We start from the raw sequence: 16956 nt of genomic DNA on the forward strand, positions 1-16956 counted from the left end.
GGATCTGGTGGGCGGTGGCTACGACCTGGCGATACGCGGTGGCCATATTGCCGACTCTGCCCTCGTTGCGCGCCCCATCTGCCATCTGCACATGGTATTGGTGGCCTCTCCCGCTTATCTCGCCCAGGCTGGCATACCACGCTCGCCCGCCGAACTGACACAGCACCGGTTGATCACGCGCCGTTTTCTGGGGGGAAAGGTGTCGCCGTGGAGTTTCCGTGATGCCGATGGCCAGATCACCACGCTGGACGTTTCACGCAGCTGCCTCACCCTGTCCGCCCCGGAGGCGCTGACCGACGCGGCGCGCCAGCATGCCGGCATTGCCCAGGTGGGCGTGCACCATGCCTGGCCTTATCTGGAGCGTGGCGAGCTAAAAGTGCTGTTGCTGGGTCAGCACGACCCCGGCGCTTACGAACTGGTGCTGCAATACCCGCACCGTGCGCTGATGGCACCCCGGGTAAAGGCGTGCATCGATTATCTGCTGGCGCAGTTTGCCGCGTCCCCCGCCTTGCATGTGCCATTGGCGGCGCTGGCCGCCCACACTGCCTGAGCGCTTGCCTGATGTTGCGCAATCCTTGCCTGATCCTGCGTCAGCGGGAAAATCAGGCAGACAGACAGCCGCCCAGCCATTAGGCTGAATGCAGTCAGCCTGAAAGCCGCCCCATGCCTAGCACACCACAGACGCCGCCCGACAACACCGTACTACAGCATCTGTGCCAGATCATTGCCACCCGTACCCATGGCGATGAGGACCGCGATACAGCCATTACCGAGCTGAGCTTCTTCCGTCGCGAACAACAGACCAATCCCTGCTCCTGCATGGTGGAGCCCAGCGTGGTGCTGGTGGTGCAAGGGGAAAAGCAGATGCTGGTGGGCGAACAAAGCTACGCCTACGACACGCAGCATTTCCTGCTCAATGCGGTGGATTTGCCAGCCAGCTCGCAAGTGCTGTCAGCCAGTTCGCGTGAACCTTGCCTTGGGCTGGTGCTGCGGCTGGATTTGCGCATCATGGCCGACCTGATCGCCCAGGGTGGCATGTGCCCGCCAGCCAGCCAGAGCAGCCAGCCCGGCATGGCGCTGGGCACGGTCACCAGCGAATTGCTGGATGCCTTCAGTCGCCTGCTCGGTTTGCTGGATCAACCCCAGCACATCGGAGTGATGGCACCGTTGATCAAGCGGGAAATACACTACCGGCTGCTGATGAGCGATCAGGCTTCACGCCTGTGGCAGATTCTGGCTACCGGCAGCCACAGCCAGCGCATTGCCCGCGTCATCGACTGGCTGAAAACCCATTACACCGAGCCGCTGCGCATCGATGACCTGGCGGCAAGGGTACAAATGAGCAGCTCCAGCCTGCATCACCATTTTCGCCAGCTCACCACCATGAGCCCGCTGCAATACGTGAAATGGCTGCGTCTGAACGAAGCACGACGGCTGATGCTGAGCGACAAGCTGGAAGCCGCCACCGCGGCTTTTCGCGTGGGCTATGAAAGCCCGTCACAATTCAGCCGCGAATACGCCAGGCTGTTCGGCCTGCCACCCAAACGCGATATCAGCCAACTGGCACAAGCCAGTGGCTGATCGCGGGCCGGTCTTCACTCTCCGATGAAACTGGATTTTTCCTCCACTACCAGCGCAGGCTGGGTGCGGGTTTGCACGCGGAACACAATGGGATGACTGCCCGGCCCGGCGGCTTGCGGATCCACCACCACCCGTACGCCCAGGCTTTTGCTATCCGCGGCGCGGATGGACAGCAGGGTCGGGTTGGCAATGGCAATGCCAGTCAAGCCGCTGACGCTGATGCTGAATTGCTGGTCCTGACTGGTGGTGTTGATCACATTCAGCTGATAGCTGTTTTCCAGCAGCCCTTCTCCGGTTTCCTGTACCAGCGAGGCGCGATCGCGCATCACATCCACCTTGAAAGGCTTACGCAGCGCAAACGAAGTGACAGCCACCACACTGACCAGCAGCAGCAACAGGCTGTAGAGCACCACCCGTGGCCGCCGCAGCCGGGACAGGATGGCACTTTCCGGGTACAGGCCGTTCAGCGCATTTTCCGTGGTGTAGCGAATCAGCCCGCGCGGATAGGCCATTTTTTCCATCACCTCGTCGCAGGCATCAATACAGGCCGCGCAGCCTATGCACTCATGCTGTAGTCCGTCGCGAATATCAATCCCTGCCGGACACACCTGCACGCAGATATTGCAATTGATACAGGAACCCAGGCCCTGCTCTTGCGGATTGCTGCCTTTTTTACGTGTGCCGCGCGGCTCGCCGCGTGCGACATCGTAGGAAATCACCAGCGTGTCGGCATCAAACATCACACTCTGGAAACGGGCATAAGGGCACATGTACTGGCATACCTGCTCGCGCATCACCCCTGCCAGCAAATAAGTACAAGCCGCGTAGAAGAAAATCCAGAACAGCTCCCACGGCCCGTAATCGAAACGCGGCAAGGCCGCCACCAGTTGCTGGATGGGCGTGAAATACCCCACCAGCGTAAAGCCGGTCAGCAGGGAAAACGCCAGCATCAGCCCATGCTTGCACAGCTTGATACGCAGTTTGCGCAAGCTCCAGCCTTGCTGGTCCAGCTTGCTGCGCTTGCTGTGCTTGCCCTCGGTCCATTGCTCTATCCACAGCATGATTTCGGTGTACACCGTCTGCGGACAGGAATAGCCGCACCACAGCCGCCCGGCTATGGTAGTCCACCAGAACAGGCCAAAAGCACACAGAATCAGCAAGGCCGCCAGATAAATGAAGTCTTGCGGCCAGAAAATCAGGCCGAACAGGTAGAACTTGCGTTCGATCAGATCGAAATTGACCGCCTGGCGACCATCCCAGCGCAGCCACGGCAGGCCGAGAAACACCAGCTGGGTAAGCAGCACGGCAATAATGCGCCAGTTATTGAAGCGACCGTGCACGCTGCGCGGGTAGATTTTTTTTTGTGCCGCATACAGCGATACCACTTCCGACCCGTCTGCTGCAGGGTCTGCAATGGGCTTGATGGGGATGGTGCGAGGTGGGACAGACATACATTCCTTGGCAAGTGGCCGCTAGCGCCATCGTTGGCGCACGATATAAATATCGTAATACGATATTATTTTGCATGCCATCTGGCAATAGCGCCGCCAGCCTGCGAGGACGGCGGCAAGCACTTGCCGTGACAAGCCAGCGGCCAATAAATCTTTACGGTCAATAACTTGCAGCCACCTCCTGTCACAGGCATGGCACTGCTGCCACCACAATAAAAGATGGTGAACGGAATATTAATATGTATTCAAAATGCAACATTTAAGTATATGGCCGTCTGCGCTGCCAATTTGCAGTTCATCCGCATCAACAAACGCTTTACCGCCACGATGCCTGGGCAAGACAGGCGGCGGGTCATCACTCCTTGCCCGATGGCCCGTCTGGGGTTCTGCGCCGGAGACTTATCTGCCACTGCAAGGCCCCACTGCACATGGCTTTCGGGAAATCCCGTACTTTATGGCAGTTTACAAATCACGTATGATAATGATTCTCATTTATAAAAATATGCATCATGAACACTGCCGCCTTCGTTTCAACTTCCTTGCTGGTACTCAGCCCTCTGGCCGCACATGCCGAAGATACCGCCGTCCTGGATACGGTATCCGTCAGCGCCAGCACTGACAGCCAGGACACACACAGCTACCAGACCCGGCAAACCAGCGTGGCTGGCTACACGCAAAGCACGCTGGATACACCACAAGCCGTGCAGAGCGTCACCCAGCAAACCCTGGCCGACAAACAGGTGAAAACCCTGGCCGAGGCAGTGAGCACCATCAGCGGGGTGGTGGAAAGCAATACGCTGGCTGGTATCCAGGACAGCTTTACCCGCCGTGGCTTTGGCGAACGCAATGATGGCAGCATCCTGCGCGACGGGGTGCGTTCCTACCTGATGAGCAATTTCGACGCCACCACCGAATCGGTGGAAGTGCTCAAAGGCCCGGCTTCGCTGTTGTATGGCATCCAGGAGCCCGGCGGCGTCATCAACGTCATCAGCAAAAAACCACAACGCGACGCCCAAACCACCATCAGCACCCAAAGCAGCAGCTTTGGCGGCGGGTCGGCCACACTGGACAGCACCGGTCAGATCGGCGATTCCAACTTTGCCTACCGCCTGATTGCCGACAAGCAGGACACCGATTACTGGCGCAACTATGGCAGCACCAAGCGCAATATGATTGCGCCTTCGCTGTCGTGGAGCGACGGGCGCGACAGCTTGCTGCTGTCGTATCAGTACAGCGACTTCAGCACCCCCTGGGATAGGGGCACGGTGTTCTTCAACGGCAAGCCGCTGAACGTGCCGCGTGAAAGACGGCTGGGCGACACGCTGGACGTGGCCGAAGGCCACACCCAGGCCGCCACCGCCAGTTACAGCCACGTGCTGAACAGCCAATGGAAGCTGGATTCCCGCCTGGCCTGGAATGAAATCAGCTACAGCAACGACGAAACGCGTGCCACGGCCTATAACGCCCGCACCGGCATCCTCACCCGTCGCCTGGATGGCAATGTGGTGAACAACAGCACCCTGTCGCTGAGCAGCAAGCTGCAAGGCGACATCAGCCTGTTCGGTCAGCGCCACCAGCCCGTCATCGGCGTGGAAGCCACTCAGGCACGTGAACTGCGCGCGGCCACCTATCGGGGCAGTGCCAGTACCGCGACCCAGCTGAACGTCAACAGCCCGGTTTATGGCGTGTTGAGCGCAGCCAATACCAGCCTGAGTAACAGCCAAAGCGACAACACCAGCAATATCGACACCCAGTCGCTGCTGCTGATGGACAACTGGGAATTGGCACCGCAATGGCAAACCAGCTATGGCTTGCGCTACCAGCATTACCGGCAGGAAGATGGCGTGGGCCGCCCTTATGTCGTCAGCGACCGCAGCTCTGGCAATACCGCCCTGCCCCAGTTTGGCCTGGTTTACAAGCTGAACCCGCACTGGTCGCTGTATGGCAGTTACAGCACATCCTTTGTGCCCAATACCGCCAGTGACGGCCAGCATTTCGACCCGGAACGCGGCAGTTCTCGCGAAGCAGGCATCAAGCTGGAGCAAAACGGCCTGACCGCCACGGCTGCCGTGTTCCATATCGAAAAAACCAATGTGGTCGCCACCGACACCGACGGTATCGACAAAGCCATGGGCAAGGTGCGCTCGCAAGGGGTGGAGCTGGATGTCAGCGGTGAAATCACCCGTCGCTTGTCGATGACGCTGGCCTGGGCCTACACCGACGCCATGGTCACCAGCGATCCGGTCTATGCCGGCAAACAGCTGTACAACGTGCCGAAGCACAGCGGCAGCATCAATCTGGCTTATCAACTGGGCCAGGACAGCGTTGGCAACAACTGGCGCATTGGTGGCGGCACCCGCTATGTGGGCGTGCGCCAAGGCGATGCCGCCAACTCCTTCCAGCTGCCGTCCTATTTTGTGACCGATGCCTTCATTGCATGGCAAACCCGCCTGCACGGCCAGAAGCTGGAAATCCAGGCCAACCTGAAGAACGTGTTCGACAAGACCTATTACGCCTCCAGCACCGGGACCACCACCACCAGCAGTAGCGGCAGCGTGTCCACGGTGCGGCTGGGCGACCCGCGCGAGTTGCTGGTCAAGGCCAGCCTCACCTTCTGATACAGCACCGGCCTGGCCGGTTCATATTTCCCGCGGCGGCTGACCGACAACAGCCGCCGCGTTTTGCTGTGGAAGACCACGTGAAGCGCATCGTCATGTTATTGCATCGTTATCTGGGCTTGCCGGTCGCTCGACTCGTCGCGCTGCTGAAACCAAGTGGCAGCCGCTCTGCAGCACCAGACCAATCCCCGGCTTACCGATTTGCATGCCCGTTTTGGAAGAAAGTGGATATCAAACCAGGCCATAGCCGCCTTTATCAGCCACTGGCAGTAACAACCAGTAGCTCCATTGGAAAAGGCATGCTCACAAGCTCAGCCAAGAGGATGCCAGCATGGGGAGTCCGCCAACAGTAGAACCCGGAGCGAAAGAATGCTGTATGGCCTGGTTCTATTTGTTTTATGCATGAACTGATTATTAAACATTATTAGAAATGAAAATCGTTTTCATTTATATTCATGCACCTGATGATTAACTCACTGCCGGAATCCCCAGACACCACCGTATGCCACGGAGGCAAACACACAGGCACGGAGTCTTGCGCAAATGTCAGTATTTTCAGCTTGTCGTCAGCGCGCAATGCAACAGCAGCACCCCATGTCTACCGGGATTTCCCTATTCAGGATCGGATAAAAAGCATGTCAAGCAAATGGACCGTCACATTGGGCGGAATCGTGCTGGCACTAGCCGGCACCACCGCTCAAGCCAGTCATTTTCCCCTGACGATTTCAGATATCGCCGGGCGTAGCGTCACCCTGCCCCATGAGCCTAAACGGGTTGTGGTACAAGATGGACGCGATATCCTGACACTGGCACTGCTGGACCGAGATAACCCATTTGCCCGAGTGGTCGCCTGGAACAACCTGCTCGCTAAAAACGACCCGGCCGCCTGGAGCAACATGCTGAAAAAATGGCCGCAGGCCAGCAAGATCGTCAACATGGACTTTAGTGACGACGGCCAGGTAAATATTGAAGAACTCCTGGCGCAACAACCCGACCTGCTGATTGCGCAGCTACGTTCCAAAACCGTGTTGCAGCAAACTGGCGTACTGGACAAACTGGCCCAGCTACATATCCCGGTGGTCTTCATCGATATCGAAGAAGACCCGGTCAAACACACCATGGCCAGTGTCAGCTTGCTGGGCAAAACGCTTAACCGCGAACAGGAAGCAGCACAATATACAGCGTTCTATCAACAGCATTTGCAAGCTGTTGAACACGTGATCGCCAAAGAAAAAAATCACCCGGTAGTATTTGTTGAGGCGCTGGCGGGCAAGGCCGGGCTGGACACATGTTGCTTCACCCACGGCAAGAAAGGCTGGGGCGATCTGGTGGAGGCTGCCGGTGGGCAAAACCTGGGCAGCAAACTGTTGCCAGGGCCGACAGGCAGTATCGCGATGGAAAAACTGCTGGCGGTACAGCCCGACATTTACCTGTTAACCAGCTCGCAATGGACCAACAAAGGCTCCATGGCCATTCCGTTTGGCTATGGTTCCAGTCAGACCAGAGTGGATGCCGCCTTCGGCCCTTTGATGCAGCGTATCGGTTTTCAACAACTGAAAGCCTATAAAACCAAGCAGGTATACGGTATTTACCACCAGTTCTACAACCACCCCTACAACATCGTGGCAGTAGAACATCTGGCCAAAGACTTTTATCCAGCGGCATTCAAATCGCTTAACCCCAATCAGACATACCAGCAAATCATTCAGCAGTTCACCCATATCCCGGCCGAACCGGTCATGACCGGATCCCAGGCCCCGATACACTGAGTGCAAACACACTGATGCTTGTTTTTCAGAACCGGCTCTATCCCTGCTGTCAGGCAGCAGTAGCGGTTCTCCAGGCCCATGGGGCCTTTTTCCGTTTTTTAGGCAATACCGTGAATGACAAATAAATGGACAAATATCGTACTGGCTCTTGTTGCGTTGACATCGGGTGTGCATGCCATGGCAAGCACCTATCCTGTCACCGTTACCGATATTGCCGGGCGTACTGTCACCCTGCCCAGTGAACCCAAGCGCATCGTGATACAGGATGGCCGCGACATTCTGACCCTGGCCTTGCTGGACCGCAGCAACCCGTTCGCCCGCGTGGTGGGCTGGAATAATGTATTGGGGAAAAACGACCCTGGTGTGTGGAAAGTTTTGCTCAGCAAATGGCCTGCCGCCGGCAAAATCGCTGGCATCAGCTTCAGCAGTGATGGCCAGGTTGGCATGGAGCAACTGATTGCGCAAAAGCCCGAGCTGATGATAGCCAAGCTACGGTTTCGTAAGCTGTTTCAGGCCACGGGGGTGATGGACAAACTGGCTCAGCTGCAGATACCCGTTGTTTTTGTCGACCACGAAGAAGACCCGATAGCGCACACAACGGCCAGTATCATCCTGTTGGGCAAGGTATTGAACAGAGAAAACGAAGCAGCCCAATATGCGACCTTCTACCAACAACATCTGAAGGCCGTGCAGCAAGCTATTGCCAGACAGAAAGCCCGCCCATCCGTGTTTGTTGAGGCTCTTGCAGGCAAAAGCGGGCTGGATACCTGCTGCTTCACCCATGGCAAAAAGGGCTGGGGCGACCTGATTGAAGCTGCTGGCGGGCGCAACCTCGGCGCACAGCTGCTGCCCTTCCCTACGGGGAATGTCGCCATGGAAAAGCTTCTGGCACTACAGCCTGATGTATACCTGATGACGGGCTCCGGGTGGACCAACAAGCAGTCTGCCGCCATTCCCATGGGCTATGGCTCCACCAACGCCAAAGTCAAAGCCTCGTTCGGACCATTGCTCAAGCGTACCGGCTTTGCCCAGCTCAAAGCCTATAAAACCGACCGGGTATACGCCATTTACCACCAATTTTCCGACCATCCCTTCAATATTGTCGCGGTGGAACATCTGGCCAAGGATTTCTACCCGGAAGCCTTCACGGCACTCGACCCCAATAACACCTATCAGCAAATTATCAGGCAATTTACCCGGATTCCTGCAGTACCCGTGATAACCGGTGCGCCCGTCATCAAGCAGTGAAAGCAAAAGCATGACTGAACCAAACACTACCCTGAAGGCCGACCAGGCAGGCATGTCGGCACACTATCAAGCACAGGTATGGCGCAAAAGCTTGTTGCTGCTGGTCCTGATCATCCTCAGCATGGCCGCGACACTGGCTGATTTGGTCATTGGGTCGGGCACCCTAAGCTGGGATCAGGTTGTCACCGGGCTGCTGCACCCATCAGACGTACCACCCGAAGTGAAAGTGGTGTTATGGGACATACGTATGCCGGTGACACTCACCGCCGTGCTATCCGGGATGGGGCTGGCGTTGTCTGGCTCGTTGATGCAAACCGTGTTAGACAACCCGCTGGCCGAGCCGTTTACCCTGGGCATTTCCGCAGCCTCCGGGTTTGGCGCAGCACTGGCAATTGTGTTTCAAACATCGTTGCTAAGCTGGCTGCCGCTGTCTGGTGACTATGTCATTACCGGTAACGCCTTTGTCTTTTCTCTGGCCACCGTTCTGTTGATCGGCCTATTTGCCAGCCGGCGCGGGCTGGCCGTGGAAATGATTGTACTGCTGGGCATTGCCGTGCACTTCATCTTCAGTGCACTGCTGGGCATGGCCCAATATCTGGCCGATACCGACCAGCTGCAATCACTCGTGTTCTGGATGATGGGTTCGCTGATGAAAACCAGCTGGACCAAGGTCAGCATCAATCTGGTGATTGTGGGCGTGATCATGCCGCTGCTGTTGCTGTTGTCATGGCAGATTTCCACACTGCGCGGATTTGGTACCCAAGCCGTGGTACTGGGTGTGCCGGTAAAACGGCTGCGCATGGCCCTGTTGCTGATGTCTGCCCTGATGGCCGGCAGCATCACTGCCACCATTGGCGTGGTAGGTTTTATCGGACTGGTGGCACCGCACGTGGCCCGTTTGCTGGTGGGTGAAGACCAACGCTTTGCCCTGGGGGTGACTGCCGCCTGCGGTGCCCTGGTGATGACCCTGGCGTCGATTATCAGTAAAACCCTGTTTCCCGGCGTGGTACTACCCATCGGCATGGTGACCTCATTGCTGGGCGTTCCGTTTTTCCTGTGGCTGGTATTTGGTCAACGGGCAAGGAGAGCATAATGCTGAAAACACACAACCTGCGCGTCAGCCTGGGGGGCCGCACCATATTGGACAACGTCAGCCTGCAAGCCACGCCCGGCGAATCGCTCGCCATTCTGGGGCGTAACGGTGCAGGCAAATCCACCTTGGTCAAAGCCATTGCCGGGCTGCTCCCGGCCAAGGGCCAAGTTTTACTGGGCGATACCGAGCTGGCCAACGTGCCCCCTGCCGAACGCAGCCGCCTGATGGGCTATGTGGCGCAAGACCTTGCTTCACTCAACGCCCGCCTGACCGTATTCGAACTGCTGCTGCTTACCCAGAACAGCCGCCGGGTGGGTTGGTCAGCCAGATCAGACAGCATGCTGCACGCTGAAGCCGTGCTATCGCTACTGGGAATAGAACACCTGGCACACAGCATGCCTGCACAAATGTCTGGCGGACAGCGACAAATGGTGGCGCTGGCGCTGGCACTGGTTAAAAAACCTCGCCTGCTACTGCTGGACGAACCAACCTCTGCCCTGGACCTGGCCAACCAATTGCATCTTCTGGAAACTGTACATCGCTATACCAGACAAGAAAACATTGTCACCCTGATGGTATTACACGACCTGAACCTGGCCAGCCGTTATGCCGACCGGGCACTGATGCTGCGCACCGGGCAGATAGTGGCAGAAGGCCATATGCATGATGTGCTGACCGAGCAACAACTCGCTACCATTTACGGTGTGCATTGCCAAATACTGCCGGTAGACGGGCGCCATGCCATCTATCCGGTGGCAGTATGCCAGGCCTAGCACCTGAGCATTCATTACCATGCCGGCAGCTGATCCGCGATTGTGTCGGCATGGAACGGCCACCTGAACCGTTCTTACGCATTGAACATCGCTTGCTGAAGCAGCAAGGGGCCAGCAGGCAAAATGCTTTGTCAATGTGGTGGCAACAGCCGGCCGGGTGGTGTCTGGCACCAGTTGCTGATGGCAGCCAGCGGCGTGGCGTTGATGGTACTGGGTGGAAGTGGCCTGTTGCAGTGGCAGGCGAGACGGCAGAAGCAAGGCCGCAGGCAAGCGGCCATGGTGACGGGTAAAGCGCAAACCACTCAGCAGCAATAAACCCGCACAAGCGGGGATGCCGATATGCGGTATTGTGAAGAAATGATGGTAAGCAGGCTAGAAATCATCGAGATTGCAGATGTCGGCGTCCTCTCCGATTTGCCTGAGCAGCAAAATCTTGATGGGAACCACCATCTCGCGAATCTCCTCTTTGGCACGATGGACGTCGGCTTCCAGCTGACAGAGCACCAATTGATAAGCCAGATCCAGCATTGCATCGATATCGGGTTTTTTGCCGTCCAACGCTTTTTACCTGCATGGGGAAATTATTGTGGGTCAAGCATGCATTTCAGAAGTATCTGCCATACTGGGCGCATAAGTCCACCATTGACAACGGCTGTTAATGCCTTTTCATGGCCGAATGGCCAGTACCCAAAAAAAACGCCGGGTCAGCAGACCCGGCATGAAGAAGAGACATGCAAGAAGGAGAAACAGAGACAACGGAACAACGGACAACAACATCAAACCGGCTGCGGCGTCAGGCGCAGATAGGGCCGTACGGCACGGTAGCCCTGGGGAAACTTTTCACGGATCAGTGCTTCATCCTGCAGTGATGGCACGATCACCACTTCCTCACCCTGCTGCCAGTTGGCCGGGGTGGCCACGCTGTGGTGGTCAGTCAGTTGCAGGGAGTCGATCACCCGCAGGATTTCGGCAAAATTGCGACCGGTACTGGCCGGGTAGGTAATGATCAGCCGCACCTTGTGTGCCGGGTCGATGATGAACAAGGAACGTACAGTGTGGGTGCTGCTGGCATTGGGGTGAATCAGGTCGTAAGCTTCGGACACCTTGCGGTCGGCATCTGCCACGATGGGGAAATTCACCTCGGTTTGCTGGGTGTCGTTGATGTCGGCAATCCAGCCATGATGGGCTTCCACCGGGTCTACCGACAGGGCCAGCACCTTGACATTGCGGCGGGCGAACTCCTGCTGCAATTTGGCGGTGGCACCCAGTTCGGTGGTGCATACCGGGGTGTAATCGGCCGGATGGGAAAACAGCACGGCCCAGCTGTCACCCTTCCACTGGTGGAAATGCAGTTCGCCAATGGTGGATTGCTGAGTGAAATCCGGAGCGATGTCGCCAAGTCGCAGAGTCATGCTGGCTTCCTTTAGGGTGTGATTGCGTGATGGGCTTACTGTAAGCACTGCCACCGCGCCCGTGAACCAAGGAAAACTGCGTTGCTTATCAGGCTGCGGCTGGATAAACCAGCGCAAAGCTGCATAAGCCGCGTGCTTCACACAGTAAAAGGGCTGCCCATGATGGGCAGCCCCAGGCTGCTGACAAAGTTATTTGGTGCGTTGTCACCGGCCCCGGTCAGGCAATTACTTCCGCAGCCTTCCCATCTATTCCCTCCCCCCCCGCCCTTACCCTGTACGGGAGCCTCGCTTTGCTTGCAGAAAGCGAGAGGGGGCTGGCTTATACCGGCAAGTCTGTGCGGCTTACTGCTGGCCGATGATGCTGCCGGCAGGCTGCGGGCCATGGTCCAGATAGGCCGACACACGCTCACCCCAGCGCTCGAAGGGGTAGTAATCCCAGATGGCGTGATGCTGGGTAGCCCAGTTATCCCACAACAGCAGCATGTCCGGCTGCCAGTGGATGCGCGCCTGGAAGGACTGGTGTTTTTCGATATGGCGGTACAACAGCTGCAATAGCGCATCGCTCTCGGCACGGCTCAGCTGTACGATATGCGAGGTAAACGCCTCATTCACAAACAGGAAGGGACGACCGCTGACCGGATGCTTGGCCACCACCGGGTGTTCGCTGGCGTTGAATACCTGGCCCGGTTTCGGTTCGGCACCATAGCCATTGCTCCAGCCTTCCCTGCCGTCATGAACTGCGGTCAGTCCCAGCAGCAATTGCTTGATGGGTTCGGACAGGGATTCATACGCCAGATAAAGGTTGGCAAACGCCGTGTCGCCACCGCCGACTTCCGGCAGGCGGGTAACGCGCAGGAAGGACGCCCAGATGGGGTGCGGGTCGCAAGACACATCGTTATGCCAGGCATCGCCGGCGGTATAGCGAGTAGTACGGCCGGTTTTCCAGCCCAGGATTTCCGCATCGCCACTGCGCGCGGTCAGCTGGGTGCTGTCGCCCAGCACGTGCTGGTGCAGGCTGCCAAACAGACGGCCAAAGGCCTTGTGCTGTTCGGCATTGATGGCCTGACCGGGAAAGGTCAGCACCAGATGCTCGGTCAGCGCCTGACGGATTTCTGCCAGTTGGGCAGGCGGCAGTGGCTGGCTGAGGTCCACGCCGCGAATTTCCGCCCCCAGCGCGGGCGACAGGCGCTTCAGGTCGAAACTCTGGTACTGGGTCAGTTCGCGGGTATTCCAGCCTTCAATGGCCAGCTTGTCGTTGTAATCCTGATAAAAGCTCATCCTGGCAGCCTCTCAAAGCAAAGGGAATGAAAACACGGCCTGTCATGACAGGTCATAACCATGTGCATGGGATGGATATTAAGAAGCCAGGCCCATATTCCCAACCAAGAAAAACCGGATTGCTTATTCCCTCCAGCGCAAGCGCAGGATTACCTCAGCCTTGCAGCCAGAGCATGCCGCTGATGGAGAAAAACGACGTCACCGTGGCCACCAGCAAGGTGGCCGCACACAAGCCTTCATGGCCGTACTTCTGTCCCATGATGGGGTAGATGCTCATCATGGGCGCGCAGGAAAACAACACCGCAGCCACCTGCAGCCAGGACGGCACCGGTAACAGGAAATGCAGCAGCAGGAAGATCAGCAAAGGGTGCAACAACAGCTTGCCCAACACGATGGGGGAAATCCTGCGCACGATGCCACTGGTTTTCAGCCCCATCAGGGAACCGCCGATGACAAACAGCGACAAGGCCACCGAAGCTTGCGCCAGCAACTCCAGCACCTTGCTGAATACCAGTGGCAGCTGCAGCCCCACCAGCGAGCACAACACCCCGGCAGTGATGGCAATCACCAGCGGCGAGCGCAACAGCCGCCCACCCACCTGGCGCAGCAGATGCGGCCAGCCCTGGCCGCTGGCGTCCTGGCTTTCCAGCAGGATCAGTACCACGGGGAACACCAGCGCGTTTTCCACCAGCATGGTCATGGCCAGGGCAATACCGGCCTTGGCACCCAGCAATTGCGACACGATGGGAAAGCCGATGAAGCCGCTGTTGGACATGGACATACCCAGCCCGAACAAGGTGCTCAGGCGCATGTCGTGACCGGGCACCAGGCGGGCAAACAACATGCCCAGACCCAGCGCCAGCAAGGACCCCAGTCCATAAGCCAGCAGATAGTGCAGGTCCACCACCTCGACAAAAGACTGCCGGGTCAGCGCACGGAAAATCATTGCAGGCAGTGCAAAGGTGATGACGAACTGCCCCAGCGCACGAATATTGGCCTGGGCAAACCACTGCCGCCAGGTTACCCAGTAACCAAGGGCGATCAGAATGAAGATGGGTCCGGTAATGCTTGCAATAGCCAGCACAATGCTACTTTCCGCCCTGAGAGCCGCTAACAAAAACCCTGCTGCTGTGTTGCGCCGCCTTGGCCTACTTTTATCTACTGTCGGCTTCGGCGCGCCTTGCCCCAGGGACGCTATGCTATTTTGTTAGCCGCTCCAAGGCATTCAGGTTTCGGAGGAATAACCCAGCCACTCGCGGATATGCTCGCGAATCAGCTCGATGAACAGTTGCTGGGTCAGGGTTGAGGGATGACGCAGGCTGATGGCCATGGCCAGCTTGCTGGACAGCACCGGCTCGACAATCTTGCGCACGGTAAAGCGCGAGGCATCGGCCAGCGAAGCCACCGCGCTGCGGGTGAGCACGGCCGAGCCATAGCCATCCGCCACCAGTTCCAGAATGGCGGACACGCCGTCGATTTCCAGCTCGATATTGGGACGGCAGCCAATATTGGCCAGCTCAGACTCCACCAGCATGCGGATGGAATTGGGCCGACTGGGAATGATCAATGGCGTGGCGGCGACATCACGCAGGGTGATGCTGTCCGGCGCATGGTCAAAGCGCGCCGTCATCAGGAACAGTTCTTCCTCCAGCAAGGGGAAGGTTTCCACCTCGGCCGACGGAATCACGTTGTATAACAGGGCCACGTCCAGCCGCCCGGCCACCAGCGCCTCGTGCATGGTGACGGACAGGCCCTCGCAAATGGACAGCGAGGCACTGGGCAGCCGGGCGCGGAAGTTTTTGGTCAGCGGCACGGCCAATACCTTGAGCAAGCTGGGTGGCAAACCCACCACCACATGCCCGGCCATGGCGCCACGCACCTTGCCCAGCTCCTCCTTCACCCGCTCCACCTGATGCAGAATGCCCAGACTGTGCTCCAGCAACACCTTGCCCGCCTCGGTCATGGACACACCACGACCATTGCGGATCAACAGATTCTGCCGCAACTCCACTTCCAGCATGCGGATCTGACGGCTGAGCGCCGGCTGGGCAATATTCAGCGTATTGGACGCGCGGGTAAAGCTGCCCAGCTCTGCCACACAGGTAAAGTACTGCAACTGTTTCAAATCCATAAACCCAACCTTCTTGTCGTTATGCCTGCCCGCCCCGCAGGCGGTGCCTGTCTGCTGTCCCGGCCCGGCGGCCAAGACAGAAGCATGGCATTGCCCTTGCCGTCTGTCCAAACAGATATTGGTAACATCAGTGGCGCGCCTCCGGCTGTTCGCTTAGCAGCTGCCCGGCATTCCCCGGCAGCTGCCACACGTCCCACAGCGCCAGCAAGGTCAGGCCGGCCAGCACGGCAAAGGCAAAATGATAATGCGTCAGCACACCGGCCTGCGGCAGCCAGGACTCGGCCAGACGCAAGCCAATGGCGCCAATGGCAATCCCCAGGCCGTATGCCATGCGCAGCAGCATGTTGAACAAGGTATTGGCATGGCTCATCTGCGCCGGCGGCACGTCGACAAAAGCCAGGGTGCTCAAGGTGGTAAACGTCATGGAGCGCGCCATGCCGGACAGCAGCAACACCAGCACCATCCACGGCCACGAGGTCTCCGGCCCGAAAGCGGCAATCAGCAGGGTCAGCACCACCAGCGCAAGACCGCTGATCAACAAGGTAAGGCGGAAGCCAAAACGCCGTAACGTGCGACTGGTCAGCACCTTCATGCCCAGATTGCCGGCGAACAGAATCAACAACAGCAAACCTGCACGAAAAGCATCCATGCCCATGCCCAGCTGAAACATCAGCGGCAAGAGAAAGGGCGTGGTGTTGATGGCAGCGCGCAACAAAGAGCCGCCAACAATGGTGGTGCGGTAAGTGCGGATGCGCAGAATGGACAAATCCAGCAAGGGCGCATGGCTGCGGCGGCAATGCCGCCACAGGCTCGCCAGTAATATGGCGGCAGCCAGCAGACATGGCAGCGCCAGTTGCCTGTGCCCCGTGCCGCCTACCTGCTCCAGTCCGCTCATCAGCAACAGGCAGGCCGTGCTGCACAGCACAAAGCCCGTCCAGTCAAAACGACTGCTGGCCGTTTCATCCTCCGAGCGTGGTATCAGCCACCAGGCCAGTGCCAGCGCCAGCACACCCAGTGGCAGGTTCAGCAGAAAAATCCAGTGCCAGGACGCATAGGTGGTGATGAAGCCACCCAAGGGCGGGCCCAGCAAGGGTGCCACCAGACCGGGCCAGGTAATCATGGCAATGGCCTGCATCAGGTTTTGCTTGGGCGTGTTACGCAGCACTGCCAGCCGCCCCACAGGCACCATCATGGCCCCGCCCACACCTTGCAACACCCGCGCCAGCGCAAACTGCCACAGACTGTGCGACATGGCACAGAGCAAGGACGCCAGAGTGAACAGCACGATGGAGGCCATGAACACACGACGGCAACCCAGCCGGTCGGCCAGCCAGCCACTGGCCGGTATCAGCAAGGTCAGGGTAAGCAGATAGGCAGTGATGCCGATATTCAGGTCCACCGGTTGCACGCCAAACGATGCCGCCATGGCAGGCAAGGCGGTGTTGATGACTGTGGCATCCAGGTTTTCCATGAAGAACGCACCGGCCACCAGCAAGGCGATCGGTGCAGAAGGAGAGGAAAAACGGCGTAACAGGTGCATGGGCTGGTACAGGGCAAAACCACGGATGTGGCCGAAGCCAGATCCGTGGTCAGGCATGTCAG

Annotated in this window: 15 protein-coding genes; 8 read left to right on the forward strand and 7 right to left on the reverse strand. The window is 58.2% G+C overall.

Features of this window, described 5'->3' with window-relative positions:
* Both HWX34_RS19050 and HWX34_RS19055 read left to right on the forward strand, forming a co-directional pair.
* Positions 1 to 550: substrate binding domain-containing protein (locus HWX34_RS19050; RefSeq protein ID WP_218645258.1), on the forward strand; the 550-nt coding region annotated here is incomplete at its 5' end.
* A gap of 113 nt (positions 551 to 663) precedes the next feature.
* Entirely contained in the window at positions 664 to 1581 is a 918-nt protein-coding gene (locus HWX34_RS19055; protein ID WP_178973753.1) for an AraC family transcriptional regulator, read from the forward strand.
* A gap of 14 nt (positions 1582 to 1595) precedes the next feature.
* Here the strand turns inward: HWX34_RS19055 and ccoG are convergent, their stop codons facing one another.
* Entirely contained in the window at positions 1596 to 3032 is a 1437-nt protein-coding gene (gene ccoG, locus HWX34_RS19060; RefSeq protein WP_178973754.1) for a cytochrome c oxidase accessory protein CcoG, read from the reverse strand.
* 509 nt (positions 3033 to 3541) lie between these two features.
* On the opposite strand from ccoG, the gene HWX34_RS19065 reads away from it, so the two are divergent.
* From HWX34_RS19065 to HWX34_RS19090, 6 genes are all read left to right on the forward strand, one after another.
* Positions 3542 to 5650, forward strand: a complete 2109-nt coding sequence (locus HWX34_RS19065) for a TonB-dependent siderophore receptor (protein WP_178973755.1) — start codon at positions 3542 to 3544, stop codon at positions 5648 to 5650.
* A gap of 455 nt (positions 5651 to 6105) precedes the next feature.
* The gene (locus HWX34_RS19070) at positions 6106 to 7419 is read left to right on the forward strand and encodes an ABC transporter substrate-binding protein (protein WP_218645259.1); all 1314 of its coding nucleotides are present in this window, start codon (positions 6106 to 6108) and stop codon (positions 7417 to 7419) included.
* A 177-nt stretch (positions 7420 to 7596) separates the two neighbouring features.
* Positions 7597 to 8667 (forward strand): ABC transporter substrate-binding protein, encoded by a 1071-nt coding sequence (locus HWX34_RS19075; protein ID WP_218645260.1) that lies wholly within the window; start codon positions 7597 to 7599, stop codon positions 8665 to 8667.
* 10 nt (positions 8668 to 8677) lie between these two features.
* Positions 8678 to 9760 (forward strand): iron ABC transporter permease, encoded by a 1083-nt coding sequence (locus tag HWX34_RS19080; protein ID WP_178973757.1) that lies wholly within the window; start codon positions 8678 to 8680, stop codon positions 9758 to 9760.
* A complete protein-coding gene (locus HWX34_RS19085) occupies positions 9760 to 10533 on the forward strand; it encodes an ABC transporter ATP-binding protein (RefSeq protein WP_178973758.1) in 774 nt (257 codons plus the stop codon). The genes HWX34_RS19080 and HWX34_RS19085 overlap by 1 nt, the downstream gene beginning before the upstream one ends.
* Positions 10534 to 10656: 123 nt before the next feature.
* Positions 10657 to 10848, forward strand: coding sequence for a hypothetical protein (locus HWX34_RS19090; RefSeq protein ID WP_178973759.1), 192 nt, complete (start codon positions 10657 to 10659; stop codon positions 10846 to 10848).
* A gap of 57 nt (positions 10849 to 10905) precedes the next feature.
* Here HWX34_RS19090 and HWX34_RS19095 read toward each other — a convergent pair whose 3' ends face one another.
* The 6 genes from HWX34_RS19095 to HWX34_RS19120 form a co-directional block, all read right to left on the reverse strand.
* Positions 10906 to 11091 (reverse strand): hypothetical protein, encoded by a 186-nt coding sequence (locus HWX34_RS19095; RefSeq protein ID WP_178973760.1) that lies wholly within the window; start codon positions 11089 to 11091, stop codon positions 10906 to 10908.
* Positions 11092 to 11309: 218 nt separating this feature from the next.
* A complete protein-coding gene (locus tag HWX34_RS19100) occupies positions 11310 to 11945 on the reverse strand; it encodes a peroxiredoxin (protein WP_178973761.1) in 636 nt (211 codons plus the stop codon).
* Between the two features lie 342 nt (positions 11946 to 12287).
* Positions 12288 to 13223 carry a TauD/TfdA family dioxygenase gene (locus HWX34_RS19105; RefSeq protein ID WP_178973762.1) on the reverse strand — a complete coding sequence of 312 codons (936 nt, stop codon included), beginning with the start codon at positions 13221 to 13223 and terminating at the stop codon, positions 12288 to 12290.
* Positions 13224 to 13377: 154 nt separating this feature from the next.
* Positions 13378 to 14307, reverse strand: coding sequence for an AEC family transporter (locus tag HWX34_RS19110; RefSeq protein WP_178973763.1), 930 nt, complete (start codon positions 14305 to 14307; stop codon positions 13378 to 13380).
* A 141-nt stretch (positions 14308 to 14448) separates the two neighbouring features.
* On the reverse strand, positions 14449 to 15354 hold the full coding sequence (locus HWX34_RS19115; RefSeq protein WP_178973764.1) for a LysR substrate-binding domain-containing protein: 906 nt from the start codon (positions 15352 to 15354) through the stop codon (positions 14449 to 14451).
* A 127-nt stretch (positions 15355 to 15481) separates the two neighbouring features.
* Complete coding sequence (locus tag HWX34_RS19120; RefSeq protein WP_218645261.1) at positions 15482 to 16951, reverse strand: MFS transporter; 1470 nt, start codon at positions 16949 to 16951, stop codon at positions 15482 to 15484.
* Positions 16952 to 16956: the final 5 nt, after the last annotated feature.

Origin of the sequence: Aquitalea sp. LB_tupeE (assembly GCF_013391415.1) — a bacterium.
Taxonomy (GTDB): Bacteria; Pseudomonadota; Gammaproteobacteria; order Burkholderiales; family Chromobacteriaceae; genus Aquitalea.